The sequence below is a fragment of the Haladaptatus sp. W1 genome (assembly GCF_001723155.1).
In the GTDB taxonomy this organism is placed as follows: domain Archaea; phylum Halobacteriota; class Halobacteria; order Halobacteriales; family Haladaptataceae; genus Haladaptatus; species Haladaptatus paucihalophilus.
In genome coordinates, this window is record NZ_MEIH01000283.1 from 1 (window position 1) to 25,525 (window position 25,525).

Consider the following 25,525-nt stretch of genomic DNA (forward strand, 5'->3'; position numbering starts at 1 on the left):
CGCGGCGGTCCCTTTACGCAGGCGGACCGACAGTGCTTGCGCGCTAATGTCGAATTCCTCGGCGAGTTCTTCGAGCGTCGTCCGTCGCGGTACGTCGAAATACCCTGCTTCCAGCGCCCGGCGGAGCGTTTCGTGCTGGAGTTCCGTCAACTCCATCCCGCCGGAGTCGTCCCCGCTGCTGTACAGCGCATCGACGGAGAGGGTGTCGTAGTTGTCCTGCCACCAGTCGACGAACGAAGCGAATGCATCGCGGTCGGGAAACCGGAATCGGACCTCCCACCCGTCCCGCGTCCCGACCGCATCCAGCAGGACGCCGCCGAGGTCGACCCACACCTGATTCGACGACGCGGCACTCACCGCTTCGGAGTAGTTCGCACGATAGAGCCGACGGTCGTCGTCCTCGGCGAGCTGTTCGAACTCCGCAATCGACGAATCGTCCGCCATGGCCGCTTCGAACCCGTCGTGGTCGTCACCGTGAGCCCAGAACAACAACTGGACGGTTTCCTCCGAACCGACGCTCCGCTCGCGCTCCACCTCGATAGTCACGTCGGGATGCGCCGCAAGTGTAGATTCGAGAACAGGTGTTTGCATGGTGATTTCGGCGATTATCACATGTCCTCCCAAACGGTGAGGAGATAAATCTTTCATGGTATCGCCAATTTTCGATTTCGTTCCAAGATTTGCAGGTTTTTGTGTGTGTGGTGTTGAAACTGAATGGTTTCACTCGATGACTCGAGCGATTTCGGACGGGAGCAGTTCGGCGCACCCCGACAGAATTTGAACCTGGCGTCGATGCCAGTAATCCTCCGGACGCAGATATGTAGGACGAAGCGAACGAAGTGACGCCGTAAAGGCAGGTGCTAGAACACCTACCTCGTTTACTCCGGACAGTCACCGAAACCTGTTCGACAGGGATTCTCCGCGAGAAAAGCGTACCGCTCGGCGACCGCTCCACGGGGGCGACCATCGTCTCGATGATGATGAGGCAGTCGAGAATGGACGTAAAATACTCGCTGCCATCATTCTCCCTCAACTCCTCAGCGAACCAGACGGAGATTAACATGCTACCGAAGTTCCGGTGACAGGGTTTCGTGGCAACATCAGTAAAGAGAGTTCAGCACCGTTTCACGAAGCCTCGTTAAAGCAGCCCACACCGCAATCCGGTGTGACGAGTACGTCGGCAACTTCTCCACGCGGTTGAAAACTCGGAAGAACAAGAAGATTGCTATCGTTGCAACAGCGTGGAAAATACTGTAGTGTTGAATAGATGCTGAGCCATGTTTAGCGACGCTCACAGAGCTGTTCTATGTCGATAATGGCGTAGCGTTCGAAATGCTGTGTGGCCTCGTTGGTGGGGCAGTCTGTGTGCTCGTCGTTGAGATCGCATGTTCATACGCCACCATGGCACTCCCGGACGCGCAGAATATCTGTAGCGCACAGGTGCTCTCGATCGACGACCCAATCTGTACTCCATAAGAGCGTTAATTAACTGTCTGAAAATATTCATGATAGATGGGGGACAAACTACGAACGTGGCGGCGCACGTTGGCTGGAGTAGTTCTAGCCAATGCCCTCCCGCTCGTCGGAATCGTTCTGTTCGACTGGGGACTCGCACAGCTCCTGATCGTCTACTGGGTCGAGATTACGGTCGGAGCGCTCCGCCGGACGCTGGAGGCGACGTTCCTTGCAGACCACGTCCACTCACGTGATTACCAAGAACTCGTCCCACATTCGATTCTCACCCCACGATCAATCCTCGGGGTCGTCGTGTTCGCAGTAATCGTCATCTGGGGTGCCGCGCTCGGTCCGTCGCCAACCGAGCGCACAGGATTCCTCTTCGTGCTCGTCTACCTCGCCCGCGTCGGGTTCGACGTGTACGGCGTAGTCGGACGAAGTGAGCGGTTCGACCCACTCGACCCGAGCGAGGCCGACTTCGATGCCGCAGACTCCTCGCTACGCTCGTCGTGTAGCGTCGTCAGAATGGGTCGGGGCAGATTCGAACTGCCGATCTGCTCCGTGTGAAGGAGCTGTCATAACCGGACTAGACTACCGACCCGCACGCAGTTCATCGTTTTCCTGCACCGGACTTAAGGCTTGCTTTCGAGAGCGGGCGGCCACCACGACCAAGGGCCGTCGATGCCGACCCCCGAGCATGACCGACTGGACCGTTATAAACGTCGCCGACGCGGACCCCGGCGTTCTGGACGGCTCGAAACCCCTCAACGAGGTGCTGTCGTCCCACGCGGGGGCGCGGACGAAGTTCGTGCTCCCCGAGGGTCGCCATCGACTCGACGGGTCGTTCGTCCACATCGATTGCGAGGCGATTGCGGTGGTGGGCGACCCGCACGCCACGCTGGTCGTGAGCGACCCCGACCAGCAGTACTGCCTCGATGTCGGCGGCGACTGGGGCGTCTCGCCCGACGCGTCGGCGACGACGGTCGAAATCCGGAACCTCACGTTCGATATGACGTCTGACGGCGTGGGCGCGCAAGCCGTCTCGGCGCGGGCGAGCGAGGACCTAAAAATCGAGGGCGTGACCGTCGAAGGCGAGTGCGCTTCGGCGGGGAAGAAGGCCCTCGGCGCGATTTACGCGGCGGTCACGCATCCGGAGGGGGCGGGCACCGTGTCCGTCTCGCTCCGGGACGGCTGTGCGTTCGCCCCGGAGAGCTACCCCGACCAGTCGCCCGCGGAGTCCCAGACCAGCCACCCCATCGGGGTCAACGTCTCCGACGACCACCGCGGCGAGTTGACGTTTCGGGACTGCCGCGTCGAAGGCTGGGTGAACAACGGCGGCTACCTCGCGGGCGGGGAAGGTCCGTGTCTCGTCGAGGGCGGCCTCTGGAAGAACAACGGCAACGCGAACCTCCGCTTGGGCGGCGGCGACGAAGCCCGCGACGTGCGAATCGAGGTGAACGAGACGAGCTACACGGGGTGCGGCCTCTGGCTACAGGAGGGTGACTGCCGCGTCTCCGGCGGTGAACTCCGCCTGCCGAACTGTGACAACGACGGTCTCCGCGTTTCGAGTCGCTCCGCCCGCGTACGCGGGCTGAAAATCGACTGCACCTCGTCGGCGCGCCCCATCAAGGTCAACGACGGGGCGGGCCGGTCGTGCTGGAGGACGTCGAACTCGTAGATTCGGGCGACGGGTCGAAACACGGCTACGCCGTCGAACTGTGGCGGGAAGACACCGAACTTCGGAACTGCCGCTTCGCGTTTCGGAACGGGGACGAAAATCGCAACGGCATCAACGTCCTCGGGACGCGAACCGTCTTCGACGGCGTGACGGCGACGCACGACGCCGACGGCACGACGGTGCTCGTCAAGGCCGACGACGCGACGTTCCGGAACTCGACGTTCGGCGGGCGCGTCGATGTGGATAGAAAAAACGCGTCGGAGCCGCGCGTCGAGGACAGCGATTTCACCGCGTGTGAATGTATCGGCTTCGACGGCTAGCTCATCCGCATCCGCTTTTTCGCGTCCCGCATCGCGGACCGCGACCGTTCTTTCGCTCTGTGCTCCGCGTCGCGGAGGTTTTCGCGCATTCGTTCGCGTCGTGACGGCTCGGAGGGTCGCTCTCGTCCGGTCACCTCGCGGGCCTTTCGCTCGACAGGTCGTAGTTCTTCGCGTACTCCACGCCCGAGATGGCTCCCGGCATGTCGGAGGTGGTGCCACGCGTCTTTGAAGTGTGCGTTCATCGTTCTCCCCGATTATGTTGCTACGCGCGGGTCAGATATAATCGTTCCGTCGGTATTCGGCGGGAATGTCGGTTCAAAAACGGTTTTACCGCGGGCCAAGAAAGAACGCATGTATGTTTACGCGGCTTTCGATTCCGACGCCGTTTCAAATCGGACCGGTGAACGCCTATCTCGCGGGGCGGACGCTGGTCGACCCGGGTCCGGGAAGTGAGGAAGCATGGACCGCGCTGCTCGACGGATTGGAGCGACACGACCTCGCTCCCACGGACATCGAACAGGTGCTCATCACGCACCCCCACCCCGACCACTTCGGGTCGGCAAAACGGCTTCGAGAATCGGGCGCCCGCATCGTCGCCAGTACCGAAGCGGCCGCCATCGTCCGGGATTTCGGCGACCGACTGGCGTACGAACAGGAGTACTTCGCCGACTTCTTCGACCGCTGTGGAATGGCCGAAACGACCGCCAAAACGGTCACCGACCTACCCGAAGCCTACCTCTCGGTGGCCCCCGGCGTCGAAACCGACCTCGAACTCGACGACGGCGAGTCCGTCACCGTCGAGGGCGTCGAACTGACCGCGGAGGCCGTGCAGGGTCACTCGTCCGGCGAGACCATCTTCACGTTCGAGCACGACGGGCGATCGAAGGCCATCGTCGGCGACCACGTGCTCGCCGACATCACGCCGAACCCGCTCCTCCAACCCCCGCGGAAGAAGGCGGCCGTCGTCCACGCGTCCTCCCGGCGTTCAATCGCTCGCTCTCGGCGCTCCGGGACCGCGACCTCGATTACCTCCTGCCGGGCCACCGCGAGGAGATAACGGACCCGGCGGAACGAATCGACGAAATCCTCGCCGCACACGAAGAGCGGACGGAGAACGTCCGTGCGCTCGTCGACGGCCCGACGACCGCGTTCGACGTGATGACCGAACTGTTCGGCGACCTCCCCGCGACGGAATACTTCCCCGGAATGAGCGAGGCGGTGGGACACCTCGACGTCCTCGAAGAGCGGGGCGAAGTGAACCGACACGAACAAGGTGGCGTCGTCGTGTACGAAGGAGTAACTCAATGAACGAACTGCAACCTGTCGCGCTCGGTGACGAACCCGCTGACCTCGTGATTCGGAACGGTCGCGTCCTCATGCCGGAACTGTGCGAGTTTCAGGCGCGCGACGTCGTGGTCAAAAACAATCGCGTCGCAGCGCTGCCCGAGGACGGCACCGAGTCGATAGGTGACGAGACGACGGTCATCAACGCTAGTGATCGCGTCGTCACCCCTGGTTTCATCGACGCACACACGCATATCGACCTCCACCAGACGTTCGAGAACGCCTACCACTACGCCCTCGAAGGCGGCACGACGACGGTCGTGACCGAGGTTTCCGGGTTCGGTCCCACATTCGGCGTGGAGGGCGTCGAACAGTTGCTCGCCGCGACCTCCTACCTCCCGATTCGGGTGTTCGCCACGGTCCCGCCCCAACCCCTCATCGACACGTTCGAACCGGCGCGCGGGGACGCCGAATCGCTGACGGACCTCCTCGGCGACGCTCGCGTCGTCGGCGTCGGCGAAACCGACTGGATTCACGCGGTCGGCCGCGACTCGCCGACGGAGGAACTGTACGAGCGCGCCCACCTCGAAGGCAAGACCGTCACCGGCCACGGCGCGGGCTGTTCCGGCGAGAAACTACAGGCGTTCGCCACCATCGTGGACGACGACCACGAGTCCATAACGGGCGAAGACATCATCGAACGCGTCGAGAACGGCATCCACGCCGTGGGTCGTTGTGGGTCGATTCGGGACGACATGGCGGCGGTCGGCGAGGCCTACGAGGAGGTCGGCGCGGCCGAAATCTCGCTCTCGACCGACGGAATGTGGCCCCGCGAACTCATCGGCGAGGGATACATGGACGTGGTGGTGCGCCGAGCCATCGAGGAGGGCGTCGCGCCCGCGGACGCCATCCGCATGGCGACGCTCAACCCCGCCCGCCACTTCGACCTGCCGAACCTCGGGTCGCTCGCGCCGGGCAACATCGCCGACATCCTGCTCATCGACGACCTGGAAACCGTCAACGTCACCACGGTCATCAACGGCGGCGAAGTCGTCTACAACAATCACGAGACGACCGTCGCCCCGCGCTCCTACGAGTATCCGGACCACTTCTACGACAGCGTGAACGTCAGCACCGACCCGGAGGAGTTCCGCGTGCCCGCCGACGTAGCGGACGACGGCGAGGTTCGCGCCATCGAGTACCGCGAAGGCCTGATTTCGGGCGAGACGCGAGTTCGACCGGTGGTTGAGGACGGGGAACTCGTCGCCGCGCCCGAAGACGGCCTGCTGAAAGTCACCCTCCTCGACCGGCACCCGGACGGGGACGGAACCGGTTTCACCGGCTTCGTGACCGGCTTCGGTCCGGTGGAAGGAGCGGTTGCGACCAGCCTCGTCTGGGAGACGCCCGGCGTGCTTGCACTCGGGAGCGGCGAGGACCTCAGACGCGCCGTCTCCCACGTCAACGAGATGGGCGGCGGTTGGGCGGTCGTCAGGGACGGCGACGTGGTTGCCGAACTCCCGACTCGAATCGCCGGTGTCTGTTCGGACCTCGAAGTCGAGGAGACGGCGAAGCTGTATACCGCCATCGAGAGTGCGTTCCGTAGCCTCGGCACGGACGTCGAACGGCCGATGATCGGGATTCAGACGCTGACCTTCCCCGGCGTCCCCTCGCTAAAACTGTCCTTCTCGGGCTACGCTGACATCTTCTCGCGTGAAATCGTCGGCCTGACGCCTGAATAGTCGGCGGGTATTTTCGACATTCCTCTCGACTCTTTCCTACTCCCTTGGCTCTTTCTCACTCCTTCGGCTCTTTCCTTTCTCGCCTACTCGCTCGCTTCTACCTCCTCTCCCCCGTGTTCTCGAATCGTTCGAATCTGCTCGTACGGGAAGAAGTTTCTCCCGCCTTTTCGGTGCAGCCAAACCCCCGTGTCGTAGAACTCGAGTTCGTCGCCTTCGACCGGCGATACGATGTTCTGATCTTTCCCCCGTTTGCCACTCGGGACGAGGTACACGTCGTACTCGTTCTCTGGCATGGGGCGAATACGTCGAACACGGCGAAAAGCGTACTGGGCGCTACGAGGACTCGTAGATGGTGACTCGACCGTTTCGTTCGACGACGATGGCGAACCCTTTGTGGATGAACTCGACCCGCCTCGGGACGCGTTTCTCGGAGTGGCGGCCGAACAGGTCCTCCAGTGCATCCGGGTCGATGCTCTCGTACAGCGGTTCTATCTCCGTCGAACTGCTGTCGGTCACTTCGGCGATAGCGTCGATAACCGTCTCGGCTATCGGACCACCCTCGTGAACCGTCTCGTAGAGGGGCGTCCGATGCTCGTTCGACTCCCGGCTCATGTCAAATACCTCCTTGCGCTCGCACGGAAAACGATATCGCTCGCATCCTTCGTTTGGAGGCGTACCATAAACGGAATGTTTGGGGTTTCGTAGTTCATATCTTTATTACCCCTCCCATGATTCCACCGAGTCGCTGCGGGGCAACAGCGTCGCTTCGAGCATTCGCTCCAATCCCCGCCGGAGGCGACCGGACGCGGCTTGCGGCGAGATATCGAGCGTTTCGGCGAGTTCCGAGAGCGAGGTCTTGCGGGGAACGTGAAAGTACCCCGATGCGAACGCCGTCGAGAGGGCTTCCCGCTGCTCGTCGGTCAACCCGTATCGTTTCGTTGGGAACTCGTCCACCGGGTAGATGCGACGGACTTCGTACGAAATCGACCGCTCGTCACAGGCCTCCCGGAACCGCGTGGTCGAGTCGTGGTCCGGGAACCGAACCCGGAACAACCAGCCCTCCTCGTTCCCGACGGTATCGAGGAGCGTCGCGTCCTGTTCGGTCAGAATCTCGTGGATACCCTGGGCCGAATCCGACCAGACGAGGCGGCAGAGCGCCCCGTTCTCAGTTTCGCTGAGGACGGCGATGGATTCGAGCGCCGGTGTCTCCGGCGTGATATCGGCGAGAAATGACGTGTCGTCCGTGGCGACCCAGATGAACGGCATCGAACACTCTCGCGTCGGCACGATACGCTCCAACTCGATACGGATGTCGGACCGATACGAGAACAACTCCCCGAGCGCGAACTCGTCATGTGGGAGTCGCAGTTCGACGACAACGTTCACGGGGGACAATAGGGCACGGCATGCGTCAATCCTTTTGGCCATTCACGGGGGTCCGCCGCGCACGAGACGATGATGATGCGCATAACTTACGCATATTGACGGTGTTGGAACGCCGTGACCACCGCGTTCGACCCCCGCGAATTCACATCGAGTTGGACACTCCACAAACACGGTTGAATCGCAAGACGGGAGCGCGGTGCTTTTGAGTTATAAATGGTTATGAATTCTGCCAGGCGATAATCTATTTATACGGGTGTGGCTCAGGCTCGGGTGAAGTTGCAATGTTCGCACCGATTCGACGCGCGACACTGTTTGCCCTGTACCAGCTCAGCGTCTTGGCCGGAATCTGCCTGCTTCCGGTCGCTCTCGTCGCTCGACGGGCAGGGGTTCCGTTTCCCATGCACCGAGTAGTGGCGTCCCTGGCGACGTCCTACGAGAAGACGAAGGACGCACAGCCCTGATATCGCCGCTCGTTTTATCCCTCGTTACACCCCGGAAGGGTTGGTTTTATCAGTGCTGACGGATTACGTTCGGGTAATGCGTACTCCAATGCACGGTTCCGACTTCTCGCGTAATCTGGAGCGCCTGAACGGTAACGATACGAGTCCGTACGAGCCGGAGATCGGCTCGCTCCCCGACAACGAGTACTCGAAAAAGGACATGGAGAACATCAACAAGACCGGAACGACGACCATCGGCCTCACGACCGCCGACGGCGTCGTCATGGCGACGGATATGCGCGCCAGCCTCGCCGGACGTTTCGTCTCCAACAAGAACGTCCAGAAGGTCGAGCAGATTCACCCGACGGCGGCCCTGACGATGGCCGGGTCCGTCGGTGGCGCACAGTCGTTCATCCGAACGATGCGCATCGAGTCTAACCTCTATGAATCCCGACGCGGCGAGCAGATGAGCATGCAGGCTCTCTCGACGCTCGCGGGCAACATGCTCCGCGGCGGCCCGTTCTTCATGGTCTCGCCCATCCTCGGCGGTATCGACGAGGAAGGCTCGCACATCTACAGCCTCGACCCCGCCGGTGGCGTCATGTCCGACGACTACACCGTCACGGGCAGCGGGATGCAACTCGCCTACGGTGTCCTCGAACAGGACTACGAGGAAGGTCTCTCGAACGAGGAAGCAAAAATGGTCGCGGCCCGCGGTATCAAGAGCGCCGTCGAGCGCGACACGGGCAGCGGTAACGGCGTGTTCCTCGCCGAAATCACGGAGGAAGGCGTCGATATCACCGGTCACAAGGACTTCGACGACGTACTCTAATCCCAGTCGGTGAAACTTCCGTCGAGCAACGTCTCCTTTTGCTGGTCGATGTAGGCGCATTGCATTCCGGTGATCGCATCGGCGAGCGTCTCGCCGTCGTCCAGCCGTTCCCGAACCTCTCGTTTCTTCCATCCAGCGGGCGTCACGCCGTGGCGGGCGCGCTGTCGGAGCGGGTAGAGATACTTCGCGGCCTGCTCGTCCGAGAGGCCGCGCGCTTGCAGGCCGTCCTTCGCGTGTGCGAATAGGTCGGCGAACAGGTCGTCCGTCTCCGTCGTCTCCTTGCCGTCGTTCGTTATCCAGTACAGGTCGGCGCCGAGTCCGTCGCGCATGGCGGCGTAGAAGTTGTCCCGCGCGACCACCCAATCGAGGTGGTGCACCGGGTGCTCCCGGCGGAAGGTGCTCTCCAACAGCCCCGCGAAGGCCGCCTGAAACGCGATGGAATCACGGACCGTCGGCTGGGCGGCGATGGGGCGGAACTCGATGCGCGCGTTCGCGTCGGCGCGCGTCGAACCGCCGAAGACCGGGCGCACCCACCGCCAGTAGGTGCCGTGTTTCAGCCGGAAGTGGGCGAACTCGTCGTCGAAGCGGTTCGACCGCGAGACGGGCATCGGGACGATGGTCCGGTCCGCCGCGATGTTGTCGATGGCGTCCGCCGCAGAATCGATGTCCTCGGGGAAGCGCACTTTCCCGGGGTCGAACGCGTTCAACACCGATTCGAAAACGTGGATTCGGTTCTCCATCCACGCCTCGTCCACGATTTCCTCCGGCGGCACGTCGTCGTACAGGTCCGGCGGGAAGAACGGCGAGTTGACGCCGAGCGCTAACAGCGGGGCCGCGATTCGAACCGCGTACTGGAAGTAGGTCGGCAAGTCGCGGGCGTGTGGCACCTGATAGTGGGGTTGGATGGACGTTATCAGGCTCTCGGGCATGACCGTCTTCGCCGAGAGCGAGACGTGCGGCGCGTCGAGTTCCATCCCGACGGCCTCCTCCGTGTTCGCCATCGCGTGATAGCGCACCGAGTTGCTCATGTTCGACGCGATTTGAACGCCGTTATCGTCTACGCCGTCGGTGAGATACCGGGTGGCCGTCTCGCCGGTCGGCGGAATCGTCCACAGGCCGTCGCTGACGAGGCGCATTCCCTCCGCACCCGTCCGCGCTTCAGCCGCCGAGAGGCGGGCTTTTACCTCTGCCTCCTGTGCGGCCAGGCCGTGTTCGTTCAGCGGTTGCGGACTCGTGGACATCTCGGCGTTGTGCAGGCCGAGTTCCTTCTCGAAGCCGATGAGCGAGAGCAGTCGCCGGGGGACGCGGGAGAGCGCTTTGGTCTCCGCGTCCACCGCGTAGAACTCGTACTCGAACCCGACGATGGATTGCGGGTTGTCGAACGTCCCGTCTTCGAGTTCTCGCTTGATGACCTCTGCGTCCTCCTCGACACGAGCTTGAAACTCCTCCCTGTCTACCGTCGCCACGTCTTTTACCTGCGACGCAAGGTCGGACGTCATGCGAGGGGGTGAGAGTGCCAGACGCTTCAATCCACGGGCTTCGTCGCCTTCGTTCGTTCCGGCTTGCCGTCGTGTTCGACCGCGACCACGGTTTTCGGGAACGAGTCGCGGAACGTGACGACGAGCTCGTACGCGTCCGCGGACATATCCGCCGTACAGCCGACCGGCAGGAGCGGGACGTCGTGGAGCAGGCCACCCTTTTCGCCGGACGTAACGGCGATGTCGAGCCTCCCGTCCCGTTCGTGGTACGAAACATCGTCTAGCTTCGCCTCGTTACACGAGCTAGAACCGACCCAAAGCGTTCCCGTGACGACGACCCGATTCGATTCGGGCCGAAATTCGACGGTCGGCGGTGCGTCTACCTCGGTATCCGAGGTAGATTTCTGGACGGAGAAATCCACATCGTGAACGTGTCCCTCGGACCATCGTCCGCCCACGAGGCCCCCGATACAACCAGCGCTCACGGCAACCCCGGTCGAGACGAGCAGTTCGCGGCGTCGCATGCATACCACCTCGAAGTGTTCAGCCATAAACTATCGGAACGGTAAAACGAGCGTTTGAGTCACGAACTCCCTCGAAATCGAAAGCCGTAGGCTTAACTCCGACCGACGGCAACGGCCGATAATGGAGTTCGGGGAGTTCGCCGACACGGCCGCAGAGATAGAGGAATTGAGTGCCGATAGCGACATCACCGATGCCGTCACCGACCTCCTCTCGTCGGCGAACGACGACCTCGAAGTGTTGGCCCGATTCGTGCAGGGACGGGTGTTCCCGGCGTGGGATTCCACGACGCTCGACATCGGGCCGAACCTGTGTTACACCGCCATCGCCCGCGCCGCGGGGCAGAACGTCTCGGGGGACGACGTGGAGGACCGCCTCGCCGAGATGGGCGATATCGGCGCGGTCGCGGCGAGTTACGAGTTCGGCGGGCAACAGGGTCTCGCCGCTTTCGGCGGCGGGCGGGACGAACTGACCGTCGCGGAGGTTGCGACGGAACTCGACGCGCTCGCCACGACCGAGGGGTCGGGCAGTCAGGACACGAAGATAGACATCCTGTTCGGGCTGTTCAACCGCACGGAATCGCTCGAAGCGCGGTATCTGGCCCGCCTCGTCCTCTCGGAGATGCGAATCGGCGTCGGCGAGGGAACGGTTCGAGACGCCATCGCAGCGGCGTTCGACGTGCCGGTCGAGTCGGTCCAGCGGGCCTTGCAGGTGTCGAACGACTACGGACGGGTCGCCCGCGTCGCCGAATCGGAGGGCGAAGACGGATTGGACGACCTGCAACTGGAAGTCGGCAGGCCGGTGCAGGCGATGTTGGCGCAAGCGGGCACCGTCACGGACGCGCTGGAGGACTGGGAGGAGGCGGGCGTCGAGTGGAAGTTCGACGGCGCGCGGGTGCAACTGCACTACGACGGCGAGACGGTTCGAATCTTCTCGCGGAACATGGAGGACGTGACGGACCCGCTACCGGAAGTCGTCGAGTACGCCGAGGAGAACCTCGCCGCACCGGCCATCGTGGACGGCGAAGTCGTGGCGATGGACGACGGCGAACCCCTCCCGTTTCAGGAGGTGCTCCGTCGGTTCCGCCGCAAGCACGACGTGGCCCGCGCCCGAGAGGAAGTCGCTGTCGAACTCCGAGCGTTCGACTGCCTGCACGCCGACGGCGAGGACCTGCTCACCGCGCCGCTCGTCGAGCGCCACGACCGACTGCAGGAGATTCTGTCCGGGGGCGTGTCCGCGCTGACCGTCACGAGCGACGAGGACGACATCGCCGACATCGAGGCCAATGCGCTCGACGCGGGCCACGAGGGAATCATGCTCAAGAACCCCGACTCGACCTACTCGCCGGGCCGCCGCGGGAAGAACTGGCGGAAGCGGAAACCCGACGTGGAGACGGTTGACCTCGTGGTGACGGGCGCGGAGTGGGGCGAGGGCCGCCGGGCGAGTTTCCTCGGGACCTTCCTGCTCTCTGCACGGACCGAGGACGGCGACTTCGAAACCCTCGGCAAGGTGGCGACGGGCATCACGGACGAGGAGTTGGCCGAACTGACCGAACGGCTCGAACCCCACATCGCCACGCAAGACGGTCAGACGGTCGAAATATCGCCGGACGTCGTTTTCGAGGTGGGCTACGAGGAGATACAGGCGTCGCCGACCTACTCGTCCGGCTTCGCCCTCCGCTTCCCGCGATTCCTCGGCGTGCGCGACGACAAGACGCCGGAGAGCGCGGATTCGCTGGAACGAATCGAACGCCTCGCGGAGATGCAGTAGGCGAGCGGGTCGGCGGTCGCGGTCGGACTCTGGCTCCGGTACGTCGTCGTCCGATTCGGCCGCCATCCGAACGCTTTTCTTCGAAACCCGCCCTATCGAAACGCATGACGGTTCGACACGACGACGTGACGGTGGAATGGTTCGGCTACGCGACCGTGCGCCTCGAAACGGCTGACGGCTTCGTCGCGTACATCGACCCCGGGCGGTACGGCGTGCTGACGGGCGAGTGGGAACCGGACAGCCCCGACGCGGCCCACCCCGACCCGGTGGACTACAGCGCGGCGGACGGCGACGCGGTGTTCGTCACCCACGACCACCACTACGATTCGGACGGTATCGAGCGCGTCGCGGGCGAGGACGCCACGGTCGTCGTCTACGAGGGCGTGGACGCAGGTGCTATCGGGCGGGACGTGACGCCGCCGTCAGAACTACCCTACGAGGTAGTGCGAATCGGCGAGGAAGACCACCTGACGGTCGGCGACTGTGACGCGTGGTCGATTCCGGCGTACAACGAGGAAAACGGCCCGCACACCGGGGACGACGGCGAGCCGTTCCACCCGAAGGGATTCGGCATCGGCTACCTGCTCTCGCTCGATGGGACGACCGTCTTCTGGCCGGGCGACACCGACGCGCTCTCGGGCCACCGGGCGCTCGACGTGGACGTCTTCCTCCCGCCCATCGGCGGCAGTTTCACCATGGACCGGCGCGAGGCGGCCGCGTTGGCCGCCGACCTCGACCCGGCCCTCGTGGTGCCGATTCATTACGACACGTTCGCCGCGCTCGAAACCGATTCGGCTGCGTTCGCGGAGGACGTCGAGAAAAGGGGTATCGCGGTCGCGCTGGACGAAGACTGAAAATCGGAACCGAGATTCGTTCATCGATTCGAACCGTTCACTTCAACACAATCTTCTTGCCCCGCGGCCGAGATGGTTCCTCCATGCGTCCCCACGGAACCTCCAACTTCTGTTCGCAGTGCGGTTCGGCGCTCTCCCCCGGCGATTCGTTCTGTTCGCAATGCGGGAGTGCGGTCGGAGCGGCGGGTGACGGTCGCCGCTACACACGCGGTGCGGGCACCCGCCATCCGCAGGACCTCGGATTTCGCCGCCGGGTGGAAGACCTCACGGTCGAAGGGTGGGACGTGAAACACGATTACGGCGAGCGCGTGGTGATGGTGAACCGCGGGTTCGGGTCGATTCCCCTCCACATCCTCCTGCTCATGTCCACCAGCGGCGTCGGCAACCTGCTCTATGCGTGGTACTGTTACTCGCCGGGCGCGGATAGAATCGAACTCCGCGCGGACGGCTCGGAGGAGTACTTCGAAAACGAGGGTGTTTCGACCGGCTGGTCGGCGAAAAGCGCCCTCGGGTTCCTCGTGAGTTCCTTTTTCGGCGTGTTCGGCGTCCTGTTCGGGTCGTTCCTCCTCTTGACCAACTGGGCCGGTGCGGGATTGGTCTTCGGGACCGCCTCGCTCCTGCTCGGGTTGTTTTTACTCTTGCTCGCCCCCAAGCACGTCCCCGGTTTTAAATCTCCCACGACGTTCGGTCGCGTCCGTTCGACGGACGAAAAGACGGTCTTCGAACCGGCCACGCCCTGTTCCGTCTGTGCCGAACCGGTCGGAAACGGGGTAAAGCGAACCTACCACGAGCGCACGTACGTCGCCGGAATCCCGGTGCGGACGGTCAACGAGGGCGACAACCACTACTGTCGGTCGTGCGCTCGCGGGGACTTCGAATCCGGGGGTGCCGGAGTCGAACCCGACGCTACCGGGACCGCCGAAACCGAATTCGTCTGAGCGGGGTCAGTCCGACAGGCCGCCGTCCAGCGCATCGACGACTGCAAGCGCGGCGAGGCCGACGCCGACCACGCCCGCGAGTCGTGCCAGAAACGGGTTCGAGACGCGCACCGAGTACGTCGTCAGCACCCAGACAACCCCGCAGAATCATCGCGCCGACGCCGGTCAGTTTCAGGTTCAGCCCATTCGGCATGCGTGTTTCGTACGAACCGATCATTGATGAGACTATCTACTCGTCACGCGAAAGAATTCTCTCGACGGGACGGATTCGGAAAAAGCGACCGTCGGTTCAGATAATACCCATATCCGAGAGCCGCTCGGGGAGGTAGGTGTTGGTCACGAAGTCGAGTCCGTGGGAGGCGAGCGCCTGCTGTTCGGACTTCTTCTCGATGTCGAGTTGGAGTTCTATCTGCTCTTCCCAGTAGTCGGTCTGGTAGCGCGGGTCTTCGAGTTCGCTTTCGAGCGCGTTCTTGTCGGAATCGCTCAGCGGGTCGGTCGGGAGGTCGTACTCCACGATGTCCTTCGGTTGGATGCCGATGAACTTCGCCTCGGGCGTGGCGAGGTAATCGCTCAGGTGCGCGCTCTTGATGGACCCGTAGGCGACGGACCCGTAGATGCGGTAAGACCACGGGTCACCGTCGGTAAAGACCGTGACCGGCAGATCGAGTTCCTCGTGCAGTCGCTTCGTCAGGCGGCGGGTCGCCCGCGCGGGTTGGCCGCCGAGGTGGACGATGATGGTGTTGTACTCCTCGTCGAACCCGTTTTCGACGAGTCGGTCGCGCATGCCACCCGTCTCGACACAGAGGACGAAATCCGCGTCGTTGTCGAGAAACTCGATGGTGTCCGGATTGTTCGGAATCTGGTACCCGCCCTGTCCCACGTCGTCCTGGCAGTGAATCTCCCGGTCGCCCCGGTTGGTCTGCTCTCGAAGGAGCAGCGGACCCATCACCTTCGCGCCGGACTCCTCCGGTCGCATGTGGAAGTCCTCGCGGGTGACCTCCGAGACGATTTCCAAGTCCTCGATGAGCTGATTCGACTCGTCTTGGGTGGAAAACTGCGCTTCGTCGGCGTCCCACGACTCCGAGAGGTAGTACAACTCACGAAGGGTAGAAGAGCGGTCTTCCTCCAACTGATTCGTGAGGAAGTCGATGGTGTACACCGCTTTCAGTAGCTTTCTGGCCCCGCGGACGCTGTTCGCGCTCCGGGTGCTCTTCCGGTCGCCGTACACCCACACGTTCAAGTCCTCGTCGTACTCGATGTTGCTCTTCGTCCGGGTCGGGATGGACATCTCGGGGATCTGCCCGCCCGCGAACTGGTCGTAGAACTCCGCGGCGAGGTCGATGAGTTTCGCTTGGGCGTCTGCGTTGTCGTTGTCTGCGCTCATGTGTTGTTGGTCAGTCGTTCGTCTTCGATTCCTTCGACGGTCACGGCGTCGAACGATACGTCTTCGGTGACGTGATATTCGAGAACGGATTCCTCACCGCTCTCGACGGTGGGTTCCCACGTCACGAACCACTCGCCGTCCATCTCGACGGCGCTCGCACCGTCGGACAGGTTTTCGGGCTTGGTCGCCACGATGTCCGTCAGTTTCGGCGATTCGTTCGTCGAACCGTGGTTCTCCACGACGAGTTTCACGGTGTCTTCCTCGACCTCGCGCTCGACCAGCACGTTGTTCATGATGCGCGCCAGCGAGTCGCCGATTTCGAGGTCCTCGCGGCCGGTCACGGCCGAGAGCTTCTCGGCCATTTCGGGCAAGATCGTGGCGATGACGTTCTGTTTCTTCTGGCGCTTCTTGAGCGACTGGCGCTTGTTGAGGTAGGATTTGAGTTCGCGGGCCGCCTCACGAATCGCCAGTTCGATTTCGTCCTCGATTTCGGGGACGTTGGCGATGGCGTCCTTCGACTCGCTCGTGAACGGGACGTTCGTGGACGCCACGTGAACCATGATGACGACCGGGCCGTTCGGGACGCCGCGGCCGCCGGGTTGGTCGAGGTTGTAGTTGCGCCAGCCGATGGATTTCACCACGTCCGTCGTCGCGCAGGCGCCGCGCTGGTAGACCAGGGGCACGCGGTTCGCAAAGCGGAGCAGTTCGGCGGACCCTTCGGCCTGTAGGTCGCCGCCGTAGGCGATTCCGGCCTCCACGATGAACGGGTCGCCGCCGTGAACGTCGGCGTCGCGGGTCGCGGCCGCGTAGAAGTCCGCCTCGTACTCCTTTCGGAGTCCGGCCTCCACGAGGTCGGCGGTGATGGGAGACAAGCAGTTGGTCGGCGGCGAGATGATGTCCGTCTCCTTCATCGCGTCGAGGAGTTCGCTCGCAATATCGCGGCTGTCCCCCACTTCGCGGACCTTCGGCACGTCGTCGGGAACCGTCACCATCGAATCCCAGATGGCCTCGATGACGTTCTCGCGGGCCGTCTCTCCGATGGTCGCGTCCTCGCGCTCCTCGGTCATGTCGGCCGCTCGACCGACGTATTCTTCGAGCCGTTTTTCCGTCGCGCGGTCGTGGCCGTCCTCATTCTCGAACTTCGCGGCGATTCGTTCCGCGAGGGCGCGAACCGTCTCGTCGTCCTTCCGGACGCTCGTCGCGTCGTCCACGAGTTCGTACAGGTCCGTCACGCGGTCGTCGGTGATCGCGGCCCACGCCGAATCGAGGGCGTTTTCCTGCACCGTCGCGCCGAACGAGGTTCCGAACTCCGCTTCGATTTCGTCGGCGGCGACGGCGATAATCGCCCGCAATTGGTGGTGCGAGATTCGGTCGCTCTCGGCGGCCTTCTCCGCAACCGCGGCCGCGAAGGCGTCGGTCGCTTCGGCACCCTTGTTCGCCACCGCTTCCTCGACGGCCGACTCGATGTCAACCTCCTCGTGCGCTTGGGGCGCTCGCCACGCGGCCTCCCGGCCGTAGTGCCGGTCGCGGAAGTTCTCGATGACGTTCTCGGACGTCTTCTTTCCGACGCGGGTGAACTCCTCCTGCAGGAACCCGGAGATACTGTGCGAGTCGGTGCTCCCGAGCATCTTCAGGAGCGTCCCGAGTTCGACGCCGTGTGGATGCGGGCGAATCTCCTCGGTTTCGGCGGGGAGGCTCGCGCCGTCGGCGCGTTCGAACACCATCTCCTCACCGTCTTCCATCCCCGGTTCCTCGAAGACGATCTTCGCGTGCGGGTTGACGACGGCGGTGTGTTTGATGTACCGGATGAGCTGCTGGCGGGCGCGCATATTCGCCTCCATTTCGAGTTCGATGCGCGTGCCGTGGGTGCCGACGAGTTCCCTGCCGACCGGCGGCGTGTCGGATTCGGACTGAATCTCGGGCTCGTTCTCGTCGGTGTCGATGATGAGCTCGAAGTAGCGCTGTCGGTCGCTTCCCTTCGGCTTGCTCGTGATTTTGGCGGGCTTCCCGCTCGTCAGCTGTGAGTAGAGGACGGCGGCGGAGATGCCGATACCCTGCTGCCCGCGCGACTGCTCGCGCTTGTGGAACCGCGACCCGTAGAGCAGTTTCCCGAACACTTTCGGAATCTGCTCGCGGGTAATCCCCGGTCCCTCATCCTCGACGATGAGTCGATAGTAGTCGCCGACTTCCTCGATTTTCACGCGGACGAACGGCTTCAATCGGGCTTCCTCGGAGGCGTCGAGGGCGTTGTCGACCGCCTCCTTGACGGCGGTGACCAACCCCCGGGCACCGCTGTCGAAGCCGAGCATATGCTTGTTCTTCTCAAAGAACTCGGCGATGGAGATCTGTCGCTGGCTTTCGGCCAACTCTTCGGCGATCCCCTCGTCGCCGAGCGTAGACTGCATCGAAGGCATTCTTCGGGCGTATTTATCGTCGGGGACGTTAAAACTGCGCCGATGGGGTGGAGTGAAAGTGAAAGTGAAGCCGACGCGCCGTTTCCATTCTGAATTCCCCTTTTGCCGATTTCGACACCGAGATTTTCCCCGCTCGAACCGCCGTGCGTCGATTGGTTTTCTTCGAAGTATCTCAAATCGTCGTTTGAGTCATCGGTGTCGCTTTCCTTCCCGAACACGATGGTCGAAACATGAACCGACGACGATTCCTCGCCGCGGGATTGTCCGGCGTGAGCACGCTCGCGGGGTGTCTCGGTGGGGCGTCCGATACCGACTCGTCCTCGACCGAATCGACGGGGACGACCGCCGAAACGCGAACCGCGACCGGAACGCGCACGACGGACGAAACGAGAACGACGACCGAACCCGGGTCGAGGGGCGGCGCGAACCGGACGGTCACGGTCGCGGACGCGGGAACGCTCGAAGCGGGCGACGTCTCCGTCGCAATCGACCTCTCGAAGTCGGAAATCACCGCCGACCACACCGCGGAAGTAGTGTTCTCGCTGCGCAATCGAACGTCGGCGTCGGTCACGCTCTCGTACACGCTCCCGCGTGGGTTGAACGTCGTCACGGGGTCGAAATCAAACGGCGACGCTCGCCTGTTGCTGGTCGGCGAGGGGGAACAGTGGAACCGGACCGACGGCTGTTGGCAGCCCGACGCGCGGACGCTTGCGAGGGGAATGCCGGACACGGAACGGTCGATAACGCTCTCGGGAGGCGAAACGCGGCGGGAACCGTATCGACTGTGGAACCACCCGGAGAACGCGTCCTGTTTCCCCGCCGGGACGTACGAGTTCGCTCGCGCGTTTCGGCGAAACGACTCGGAATCGACGTGGCGGTTCGGTCTTTCTCTCTCCTGACGAGGGGACATGAAAAGGGAAGTGGTGGATAATTTTAATTCGCACCGCGCGCGCGTGCGTGAGCTTTATCAGTGGTGCCTGCCTACTAAAAATCAGAATTTATGAGCGACGGAAATGAGTATAGCGCCGGGCAGATTCAGGTCCTCGAAGGGCTCGAAGCCGTTCGAAAGCGCCCGGCAATGTACATCGGTTCTACCGACTCTCGTGGGTTACATCACCTCGTCTACGAAGTGGTGGACAACTCCATCGACGAGGCGTTGGCCGGGTACTGTGACAGCATCGACGTAACGATTCACGAAGACAACTCCGTCAGCATCGCGGACGACGGACGCGGGATTCCCGTGGACCGCCACGAGGAGTACGACATGCCCGCGTTGGAGGTCATTTTGACCGTCCTCCACGCCGGCGGGAAGTTCGACAACAAATCCTACCAGGTCTCCGGCGGCCTCCACGGCGTCGGCATCTCCGTGGTGAACGCCCTCTCGGAGGAGTTCGAAGTCGAAGTGAAACGCGACGGCGGCGTCTGGAAACAGACGTTCGAGCGCGGCGACCCGGCCGGCGAAATGGAGCGCGTCCGCGACATGCGCGACGACGAGGAAACGGGAACGTACCAGCGATTCTGGCCCGATACGGAAATCTTCGAGACGACGGATTTCACCTATTCCACGCTCGAAAACCGACTCCGCGAACTCGCATTCCTCAACTCCGGCGTCGCAATCACGCTCGCCGACGAGCGCGACGAGGAGAAAGGCGATACGTTCCACTACAGCGGCGGCATCCGCGAGTTCGTCGAGTACCTGAACGAGACGAAAACCGCCCTCCACAACGAGGTTATCTACTTCGAGGACGAGGACGATAACATCCAAGTCGAGGTGGCGATGCAGGCCACAGACGAACTTCAGGGCTCGATTCACGCCTTTGCCAACAACATCAACACCCGCGAAGGTGGTTCCCACCTGACCGGGTTCAAAACCGCCCTCACGCGCGTCGTTAACGACTACGCGAACGACAACGACATGCTGGGCGACCTCGACGAGAACCTCCGGGGCGAGGACATCCGCGAGGGGTTGACGGCGGTCATCTCGGTGAAACACCCCGACCCGCAGTTTGAGGGACAGACGAAGACGAAACTCGGCAACAGCGAGGTCCGCGGTATCGTCGAAAGCGCGGTCCACGAGGGACTGTCGGTCTACTTCGAGGAACATCCGGACACCGCACAGGCCATCATCAGCAAGGCAGTCGAGGCCGCGAAGGCCCGGAAAGCCGCGAAGAAGGCGGAGGAACTCACGCGCCGGAAGAGCGCGCTCGAATCGAGCGCGCTCCCGGGCAAACTCGCCGACTGCCAGTCGCGCGACCCCACGAAGTCCGAACTGTTCGTGGTCGAGGGCGACTCGGCGGGTGGGTCCGCGAAGCAGGCCCGCGACCGCGAGTTCCAGGCCATCCTGCCGCTGTTCGGCAAAGTGCTGAACGTCGAGAAACACCGTCTCGACCGCGTGCTGGAGAACGAGAAGATTCGAAACTTCATCACCGCCATCGGCACCGGCGTCGGAGAGGAGTTCGACATCGACGACGCGCGCTATCACAAAATCATCATCATGACGGACGCGGACGTGGACGGAGCGCACATCCGAACGCTCTATCTGACGCTCCTCTACCGGTACATGCGGCCGCTGTTGGAGGCGGGCTACGTGTACGCCGCCCAACCGCCGCTGTACCGCGTCCGCTACCGCGGCAAGACGTACGACGCGATGACCGAGGAGGAACGCGACGAAATCATCGAGGAGAAGTGCGACGGCAACCCCTCGCAAGTCCAGCGGTTCAAGGGGCTGGGCGAGATGAATCCCGAGCAACTGTGGGAGACGACGATGAACCCCGAAAACCGCATCCTCAAGCAGATAACCATCGAGGACGCCGCGGCGGCGGACAAGATGTTCTCGGTGCTGATGGGTGACGCCGTCGGGCCGCGCAAACAGTTCATTCAGGACCACGCCACCGAAGCGGAGTGGGTCGATATATGAGTTCAGACACATCAGACCTCCCCGACGAGGTCGCGGAGAAGGTGAAGAGCGTCCGCGTCGAGGACGAGATGGAACAGAGCTACATCGACTACGCGATGTCCGTCATCGCGGGTCGCGCCCTCCCCGACGTGCGTGACGGGTTGAAGCCCGTGCACAAGCGCATCCTCTACGCGATGCACCGGTCTGGCGTGACGAGCAACGCGAGTCACCGCAAGTCCTCGAACATCGTCGGGGACACCATGGGCGACTTCCACCCGCACGGCGACCAGTCGATTTACGACGCGCTCGCCCGGATGGCACAGACGTTCTCCATGCGGTACCCCCTCATCGACGGGCAGGGGAACTTCGGCAGCGTGGACGGCGACCCGCCAGCGGCGATGCGATACACCGAGGCGCGGATGGACTCGCTGTCCGAGGAGATGCTCGCCGACATCGAGATGGACACGGTGGACTTCAAGCCCAACTACGACGGGCGATTGGAGGAACCGGAAGTCCTCCCGTCAGCGGTGCCGAACCTCCTCATCAACGGGTCGTCCGGTATCGCGGTCGGGATGTCCACGAACATCCCGCCGCACAACCTGGGCGAGGTCATCGACGCGACGGTCGAACTCATCGATAACCCGGACGCGACGGTCGAGGACCTGATGGAGTACGTCAAGGGACCGGACTTCCCGACCGGCGCGAACATCGTCGGACGAAACGCCATCCACCAGGCGTACAAAACCGGCCGAGGACGCCTCCGCGTCCGCGCCGAGTACGAGGTACAGGACGACCGAATCGTCATCACGGAACTGCCGTTCCAGACGAACAAGGCGCGACTCATCCAACGAATCGCCGACCACGTCAACGACGGCACCATCGAGGGAATCCGCGACCTGCGCGACGAGTCCGACCGCGACGGCATCCGCGTCGTGGTCGAACTCAAGCAGAACGCGATTCCGGAGGTCGTCGAGAACCAACTGCTGAACCACCGCCTCGAACGCACGTTCAGCATCATCTCGCTGGCGCTGGTCGATGGCCAGCCGAAAGTCCTGACGCTGAAGGAACTGCTTCAGCACTACTTGGACCACCGCCGCGATGTCGTTCGGCGACGAAGCGAGTTCGAACTCGACGAGGCGGAAGAACGGGCGCACATTCTCGAAGGCCGATTGCGCGCGCTCGACAACATCGACGACGTGGTCGAACTCATCCGCAACGCCGACGACCGCGACGGTGCTCGGTCGGGACTCCAAGGGACTTTCGACTTCTCCGAAAAGCAGGCCGAACACATCGTTCGGATGCAACTCGGGAGCCTCACATCGCTCGAATCCGAGGAAATCGAGGCCGAATACGAGGACGTGACGGCGCGCATCGAGCGCCTCGAAACCATCCTCGGCGACGAGTCGGAACTGCTGGGCGTCATCAAGGAGGAACTGCTGGAGATGAAGGAGAAGTACGCCGACGAGCGGCGGACGAAAATCGTGGAGGACACCTCGGAAGTCACCCGCGAGGACCTCATCGCCGAGGAGGACGTGTTCGTCGTCGTCACCGAGCAGGATTACGTCAAGCGCATGCCCATCGAACAGTTCGACGCGCAGGGGCGCGGCGGCAAGGGTATCATCGGCGCGGACGTGAAAGAGGACGACACGGTTTCGAAGGTGTTCCGCGCGAACACGCACGACTACCTGCTTTGCTTCACGAACCACGGACAGGTCTATCGCCTGAAGACCTATGAGATACCCGAGATGTCGCGCACGGCGCGCGGCAAGTCGGCCGTCAACATCCTCGATTTGGACAAGGGTGAGGACATCACCGCCGTCATCACGACGGACGAGTTCGAGGAGGACGAGTCGCTGAGCATGGTCACCCAGCAGGGATACGTCAAGCGGACCGCCGCGAAGGAGTTCGAGAACATCCTCTCGACCGGCATCATTGCCGCGCGACTCGAAGACGGCGACAAACTCGTGGACGTGAAGGTGACGGACGGCACGAAGGACCTGCTCGTCTCCACCAAGAACGGGATGACGATCCGTTTCGACGAGACGGAGGCCCGCGAGATGGGCCGAAGCGCCCGCGGCGTTCACGGTATTCGACTGGACGACGACGATGAAGTCGTCGGCATGGTCGCCGCGAACGGCGACGTTGACGACCTCCTCACCGTCACCCGGCGCGGGTACGGAAAGCGGACGAAACTCACCGAGTACCGTTCCCAGTCCCGCAACGGGAAGGGACTCATCGACATCAAGACGGGCGACCGGAACGGCCACGTCACCGAGATAAAGACCGTCATCGAGGACGACCACCTCGTCCTGATGAGCGAGCGCGGCCAGATAATGCGCATCCGGGCGGAAGACATCTCGGAAGTCGGCCGGAACACCATGGGCGTCACCGTGATGGACGTAGATGAGGACGACCGCGTGGCGAGCGTGGACGTGATTCCCGCCGAAGCCGCGGAAGCGGTCCCGGACGACGCCGAGACGGGCGAGGAACCGGAACCGGTCGCGGACGAGTAGCGACTCCCTGATTTTTCGGGCGTTCTCCCTCTCTCAAGCGTTCTCCCCTCTTTCATCGGAGGGGCGTTCATCACCACGACCATCGAATCAGCGGAATTGTCGCGGCCGCCGAAATCGGAATTTGAGGAATCACCGAAGCTACGAAATCGACACAACCGCTCGTCGCTAGCATTCTCGCCGGAAAATCGGAGATTTTCCGGGCCGACGACTGAATGGAGATGGCAGACGCGCGGCGCGTCTGCCATCGAAATGAAAGAGGAGGCTTTTGGTGCAGATTTTGCCAGAGAGCGCGGCTCTGCCGCGCTCTCGCGGCAAAAGGTGCTATAGGATACGCTTCCCCAGCGCGCTCGCGGCGAGTTCGGTGGCGAGCGTGGCGGTCTCGTTGTGTTCGTCCAGAATCGGGTTCACTTCCACGAATTCGAGCGACCGGAGGATGCCGTCCGCCTCGTTGCGCGTCGCCACAGTTTCGAGGGCCGAGTGGGCTTCTCGGTAGCTGACGCCGCCGCGGACCGGCGTCCCGACACCGGGCGCTTCCTTGGGGTCGAGCCAGTCCATGTCGAAACTGACGTGGATGCCGTCCACGCCGTCAGTGGCGATGTCGAGGGCCTCCTCGACGATTTCGGTGATGCCGTGTTCGTCGATGTCGGACATGGTGTAGGTGGTGACGCCGCTCTCGTGGATGGCGTCGACTTCGGTGTCGTCCACGCTCCGGAGGCCGACGAGGACGACGTTCTCGGCGCGCAAGCCGGGGGCGTTCGCCCAGTCGGTATCCGCGAAGTCGTCGATACCGAGCGCGCCCGCGAGCGGCATGCCGTGGACGTTCCCGCTCGGGGAGGTCTTCGGGGTGTTGAAGTCGCTGTGCGCGTCGAACCAGATGGCACCGATTTCGGCGTCGCGGGCCGCACCGCCGAGCGTTCCCATGGCGATGGAGTGGTCGCCGCCGAGGACGAGCGGGAAGGCGTCATCGTCGATTGCGTCCGCCACCTCGTCGGCGAGGCGGGAACACACGTCCGCCGTCTCGCGGAGGAACTTGGCTTTGCCCTCCCTCGGCTCCTCGGTTTCCGGGTCGCGTTCTTCGGCTCGCGGAACGGTCAGGTCGCCGGAGTCGATGGCGGTCACACCGGCATTGGCGAGTTCCTCGGCCAACCCCGCGTAGCGAATCGCGGATGGTCCCATGTCCACACCACGTCGGTTCGCGCCGTAGTCGACCGGTGCCCCGATTATCTGGACGGGTTTCGTCATGATTGAACGGACGGGTCGGGGGGGTTTCAAAAGCTCCCTTTCGACCGGATGGAACTCTATTTAAGAGCGGAGTTCTGACGGGTAAGGTACCGCGATTCTCCCACCATATTCGGCGGATTTAAGGAAATCAATTACCAAGATTCGAGTAATGTCTAGTATTGAGTTGACGCCTAGTCAGGAGACGATACTGACGGCATTGGTAAACTTGCACCGCGAAACCGAGGATGCAGTCAAGGGCGAGGACATCGCCGAAGAGGTTGACCGCAACCCCGGTACGATTCGAAACCAGATGCAGAGCCTCAAAGCGCTCCAGCTCGTGGAGGGTGTCCCCGGCCCGAAGGGCGGGTACAAGCCGACCGCGACGGCGTTCGAAGCGCTCG

26 protein-coding genes and 1 tRNA gene are annotated in these 25,525 nt (G+C 62.9%); 15 read left to right on the forward strand and 12 right to left on the reverse strand.

Going from position 1 to position 25,525, the window contains the following annotated elements; genetic code table 11:
* The coding region (locus BG842_RS13345; RefSeq protein ID WP_069451125.1) for a helix-turn-helix domain-containing protein at nt 1-612 on the reverse strand (612 nt) is incomplete at its 3' end.
* Nucleotides 613-1,512: 900 nt separating this feature from the next.
* Here BG842_RS13345 and BG842_RS33150 point away from each other — a divergent pair.
* Nucleotides 1,513-2,022 (forward strand): DUF6498-containing protein, encoded by a 510-nt coding sequence (locus BG842_RS33150; RefSeq protein ID WP_394327475.1) that lies wholly within the window; start codon nt 1,513-1,515, stop codon nt 2,020-2,022.
* On the opposite strand, the gene BG842_RS13355 is transcribed toward BG842_RS33150, so the two are convergent.
* Nucleotides 1,982-2,056 (reverse strand) — tRNA-Val (locus BG842_RS13355). The genes BG842_RS33150 and BG842_RS13355 overlap by 41 nt on opposite strands.
* Nucleotides 2,057-2,152: 96 nt before the next feature.
* Here BG842_RS13355 and BG842_RS13360 point away from each other — a divergent pair.
* Both BG842_RS13360 and BG842_RS31660 read left to right on the forward strand, forming a co-directional pair.
* Entirely contained in the window at nt 2,153-3,133 is a 981-nt protein-coding gene (locus BG842_RS13360; RefSeq protein ID WP_254663145.1) for a hypothetical protein, read from the forward strand.
* Nucleotides 3,109-3,453 (forward strand): hypothetical protein, encoded by a 345-nt coding sequence (locus tag BG842_RS31660; protein ID WP_254663146.1) that lies wholly within the window; start codon nt 3,109-3,111, stop codon nt 3,451-3,453. Before BG842_RS13360 ends, BG842_RS31660 begins: the two co-directional genes overlap by 25 nt.
* Here BG842_RS31660 and BG842_RS13365 read toward each other — a convergent pair.
* Entirely contained in the window at nt 3,450-3,695 is a 246-nt protein-coding gene (locus BG842_RS13365) for a hypothetical protein (protein ID WP_069451111.1), read from the reverse strand. The genes BG842_RS31660 and BG842_RS13365 overlap by 4 nt on opposite strands.
* Before the next feature lie 113 nt (nt 3,696-3,808).
* Here BG842_RS13365 and BG842_RS13370 point away from each other — a divergent pair, with 113 nt between their 5' ends.
* From BG842_RS13370 to BG842_RS13375, 3 genes are all read left to right on the forward strand, one after another.
* Nucleotides 3,809-4,510, forward strand: a complete 702-nt coding sequence (locus BG842_RS13370; protein ID WP_254663147.1) for an MBL fold metallo-hydrolase — start codon at nt 3,809-3,811, stop codon at nt 4,508-4,510.
* A 101-nt stretch (nt 4,511-4,611) separates the two neighbouring features.
* Complete coding sequence (locus BG842_RS31665; protein WP_254663148.1) at nt 4,612-4,761, forward strand: hypothetical protein; 150 nt, start codon at nt 4,612-4,614, stop codon at nt 4,759-4,761.
* On the forward strand, nt 4,758-6,476 hold the full coding sequence (locus BG842_RS13375; RefSeq protein WP_069451112.1) for an adenine deaminase C-terminal domain-containing protein: 1,719 nt from the start codon (nt 4,758-4,760) through the stop codon (nt 6,474-6,476). Before BG842_RS31665 ends, BG842_RS13375 begins: the two co-directional genes overlap by 4 nt.
* An 83-nt stretch (nt 6,477-6,559) precedes the next feature.
* On the opposite strand, the gene BG842_RS13380 is transcribed toward BG842_RS13375, so the two are convergent.
* From BG842_RS13380 to BG842_RS13390, 3 genes are all read right to left on the reverse strand, one after another.
* On the reverse strand, nt 6,560-6,769 hold the full coding sequence (locus BG842_RS13380) for a hypothetical protein (protein WP_007980368.1): 210 nt from the start codon (nt 6,767-6,769) through the stop codon (nt 6,560-6,562).
* Between the two features lie 40 nt (nt 6,770-6,809).
* Nucleotides 6,810-7,088 (reverse strand): HalOD1 output domain-containing protein, encoded by a 279-nt coding sequence (locus BG842_RS13385; RefSeq protein ID WP_069451113.1) that lies wholly within the window; start codon nt 7,086-7,088, stop codon nt 6,810-6,812.
* 105 nt (nt 7,089-7,193) lie between these two features.
* The gene (locus BG842_RS13390; RefSeq protein ID WP_069451114.1) at nt 7,194-7,862 is read right to left on the reverse strand and encodes a helix-turn-helix domain-containing protein; all 669 of its coding nucleotides are present in this window, start codon (nt 7,860-7,862) and stop codon (nt 7,194-7,196) included.
* A gap of 281 nt (nt 7,863-8,143) precedes the next feature.
* On the opposite strand from BG842_RS13390, the gene BG842_RS13395 reads away from it, so the two are divergent.
* Nucleotides 8,144-8,323, forward strand: a complete 180-nt coding sequence (locus BG842_RS13395) for a hypothetical protein (RefSeq protein ID WP_007980375.1) — start codon at nt 8,144-8,146, stop codon at nt 8,321-8,323.
* 76 nt (nt 8,324-8,399) lie between these two features.
* On the forward strand, nt 8,400-9,134 hold the full coding sequence (gene psmB / locus BG842_RS13400) for an archaeal proteasome endopeptidase complex subunit beta (protein ID WP_026177731.1): 735 nt from the start codon (nt 8,400-8,402) through the stop codon (nt 9,132-9,134).
* Here psmB and BG842_RS13405 read toward each other — a convergent pair.
* Nucleotides 9,131-10,633, reverse strand: coding sequence for a hypothetical protein (locus BG842_RS13405; RefSeq protein ID WP_069451115.1), 1,503 nt, complete (start codon nt 10,631-10,633; stop codon nt 9,131-9,133). The genes psmB and BG842_RS13405 overlap by 4 nt on opposite strands.
* Nucleotides 10,634-10,659: 26 nt before the next feature.
* Complete coding sequence (locus tag BG842_RS13410) at nt 10,660-11,136, reverse strand: hypothetical protein (RefSeq protein ID WP_069451116.1); 477 nt, start codon at nt 11,134-11,136, stop codon at nt 10,660-10,662.
* A 121-nt stretch (nt 11,137-11,257) separates the two neighbouring features.
* On the opposite strand from BG842_RS13410, the gene ligA reads away from it, so the two are divergent.
* From ligA to BG842_RS13425, 3 genes are all read left to right on the forward strand, one after another.
* Nucleotides 11,258-12,904 (forward strand): ATP-dependent DNA ligase LigA, encoded by a 1,647-nt coding sequence (gene ligA, locus BG842_RS13415; RefSeq protein WP_069451117.1) that lies wholly within the window; start codon nt 11,258-11,260, stop codon nt 12,902-12,904.
* 104 nt (nt 12,905-13,008) lie between these two features.
* Entirely contained in the window at nt 13,009-13,758 is a 750-nt protein-coding gene (locus tag BG842_RS13420; protein ID WP_069451118.1) for an MBL fold metallo-hydrolase, read from the forward strand.
* 83 nt (nt 13,759-13,841) lie between these two features.
* Complete coding sequence (locus tag BG842_RS13425; RefSeq protein ID WP_139136116.1) at nt 13,842-14,696, forward strand: zinc ribbon domain-containing protein; 855 nt, start codon at nt 13,842-13,844, stop codon at nt 14,694-14,696.
* 6 nt (nt 14,697-14,702) lie between these two features.
* Here the strand turns inward: BG842_RS13425 and BG842_RS32545 are convergent, their stop codons facing one another.
* The 3 genes from BG842_RS32545 to BG842_RS13440 form a co-directional block, all read right to left on the reverse strand.
* Entirely contained in the window at nt 14,703-14,825 is a 123-nt protein-coding gene (locus tag BG842_RS32545; protein WP_256388532.1) for a hypothetical protein, read from the reverse strand.
* 160 nt (nt 14,826-14,985) lie between these two features.
* Nucleotides 14,986-16,080, reverse strand: coding sequence for a DNA topoisomerase IV subunit A (locus tag BG842_RS13435; protein ID WP_069451119.1), 1,095 nt, complete (start codon nt 16,078-16,080; stop codon nt 14,986-14,988).
* Nucleotides 16,077-18,494 (reverse strand): DNA topoisomerase VI subunit B, encoded by a 2,418-nt coding sequence (locus BG842_RS13440; RefSeq protein WP_069451120.1) that lies wholly within the window; start codon nt 18,492-18,494, stop codon nt 16,077-16,079. The genes BG842_RS13435 and BG842_RS13440 overlap by 4 nt, the downstream gene beginning before the upstream one ends.
* A 230-nt stretch (nt 18,495-18,724) precedes the next feature.
* Here BG842_RS13440 and BG842_RS13445 point away from each other — a divergent pair, with 230 nt between their 5' ends.
* The 3 genes from BG842_RS13445 (at nt 18,725) to gyrA (ending at nt 23,903) form a co-directional block, all read left to right on the forward strand.
* Complete coding sequence (locus BG842_RS13445; RefSeq protein WP_069451121.1) at nt 18,725-19,393, forward strand: hypothetical protein; 669 nt, start codon at nt 18,725-18,727, stop codon at nt 19,391-19,393.
* A 101-nt stretch (nt 19,394-19,494) separates the two neighbouring features.
* Entirely contained in the window at nt 19,495-21,411 is a 1,917-nt protein-coding gene (gene gyrB, locus BG842_RS13450) for a DNA topoisomerase (ATP-hydrolyzing) subunit B (protein ID WP_069451122.1), read from the forward strand.
* Nucleotides 21,408-23,903: a DNA gyrase subunit A gene (gyrA, locus tag BG842_RS13455; protein ID WP_069451123.1), complete on the forward strand. Its 2,496-nt coding sequence runs from the start codon at nt 21,408-21,410 to the stop codon at nt 23,901-23,903. The genes gyrB and gyrA overlap by 4 nt, the downstream gene beginning before the upstream one ends.
* Before the next feature lie 321 nt (nt 23,904-24,224).
* On the opposite strand, the gene rocF is transcribed toward gyrA, so the two are convergent.
* Nucleotides 24,225-25,145: an arginase gene (gene rocF, locus BG842_RS13460; RefSeq protein ID WP_069451124.1), complete on the reverse strand. Its 921-nt coding sequence runs from the start codon at nt 25,143-25,145 to the stop codon at nt 24,225-24,227.
* A gap of 148 nt (nt 25,146-25,293) precedes the next feature.
* On the opposite strand from rocF, the gene BG842_RS13465 reads away from it, so the two are divergent.
* Nucleotides 25,294-25,525, forward strand: a 232-nt coding sequence (locus tag BG842_RS13465) for an Rrf2 family transcriptional regulator (protein ID WP_139136117.1), incomplete at its 3' end; no start/stop codon positions are given.